Source organism: Streptomyces longwoodensis, assembly GCF_001514125.1.
GTDB lineage: Bacteria > Actinomycetota > Actinomycetes > Streptomycetales > Streptomycetaceae > Streptomyces > Streptomyces longwoodensis.
This window is the reverse complement of the sequence record NZ_KQ948549.1, coordinates 593,367-594,673: the sequence shown is the minus strand read 5'-3', so window position 1 is coordinate 594,673 and position 1,307 is coordinate 593,367. Positions and strand designations below refer to the sequence as shown.

Sequence of the window (1,307 nt, the reverse complement as noted above, 5' to 3'; positions counted from 1 at the left end):
ATCTACTCCGGCTACGAACTGTGCGAGAACACCCCGCTGCGCGAGGGCAGTGAGGAGTACCTCGACTCCGAGAAGTACCAGCTGCGGCCCCGCGACTGGGAGGCCGCCGCCCGCGAGGGCCGCACCATCGCCCCCCTCATCACCCGGCTCAACGCCGTGCGGCGGGCGCACCCCGCGCTGCGCCGGCTGCGCAACCTCCGCTTCCACGCCACGGACAACGGCGCGCTGCTCGCCTACAGCAAGCGCGAGGGGTCCGACACGGTGATCGTCGTCGTCAATCTGGATCCCCACCACACCCAGGAGGGCACGGTCTCGTTGGACATGCGGCACCTCGGCCTGGAGTACGGCGCCTCCCTGTCCGTCCACGACGAACTGACGGGTGAGACCTACGCCTGGGGCGGGTCCAACTACGTGCGCCTGGAGCCGGGCCGCGCACCGGCGCACGTGCTCCACGTCCTGAACGGAGGGTCCCACTCGTCATGACCGTCAACTCGCCCGTAGCGGACAAGTTCGAGGACACCCCCGCGAAGGACCGTGATCCCGACTGGTTCAAGCGCGCCGTCTTCTACGAGGTCCTGGTGCGCTCCTTCCAGGACAGCAACGGCGACGGCGTCGGCGACCTCAAGGGCCTCACCGCCAAGCTCGACTACCTGCAGTGGCTCGGCGTCGACTGCCTGTGGCTGCCGCCGTTCTTCAAGTCGCCGCTGCGCGACGGCGGTTACGACGTCTCCGACTACACGTCGGTGCTGCCGGAGTTCGGCGACCTCGCCGACTTCGTGGAGTTCGCCGACGCCGCCCACCAGCGCGGCATGCGGGTCATCATCGACTTCGTCATGAACCACACCAGCGACCAGCACCCGTGGTTCCAGGAGTCCCGCAAGGACCCCGACGGCCCCTACGGCGACTACTACATGTGGGCCGACGACGACAAGCAGTACCCCGACGCCCGCATCATCTTCGTCGACACCGAGGTCTCCAACTGGACCTTCGACCCTGTACGGGGCCAGTACTTCTTCCACCGCTTCTTCTCCCACCAGCCGGACCTCAACTACGAGAACCCGGCCGTGCAGGAGGAGATCCTGGCCGCCCTGAAGTTCTGGCTCGACCTCGGCATCGACGGCTTCCGCCTCGACGCCGTCCCCTACCTGTACGCGGCCGAGGGCACCAACTGCGAAAACCTTCCGGCAACGCACGAGTTCCTGAAGCGGGTGCGCCGCGAGATCGACGCCATGTACCCCGACACCGTCCTGCTGGCCGAGGCCAACCAGTGGCCCGAGGACGTCGTCGAGTACCTCGGCGACTACGCC

1 protein-coding gene and 1 pseudogene are annotated in these 1,307 nt (G+C 67.6%); both read left to right on the top strand.

Going from position 1 to position 1,307, the window contains the following annotated elements; genetic code table 11:
* Window positions 1-483, top strand: a pseudogene (locus AQJ30_RS02680) (DUF3459 domain-containing protein); the annotation flags it as partial.
* Window positions 480-1,307 (top strand): alpha-amylase family glycosyl hydrolase (locus AQJ30_RS02675; protein ID WP_245726776.1); only part of this gene is annotated, 828 nt, incomplete at its 3' end. The pseudogene AQJ30_RS02680 and the gene AQJ30_RS02675, both read left to right, overlap by 4 nt.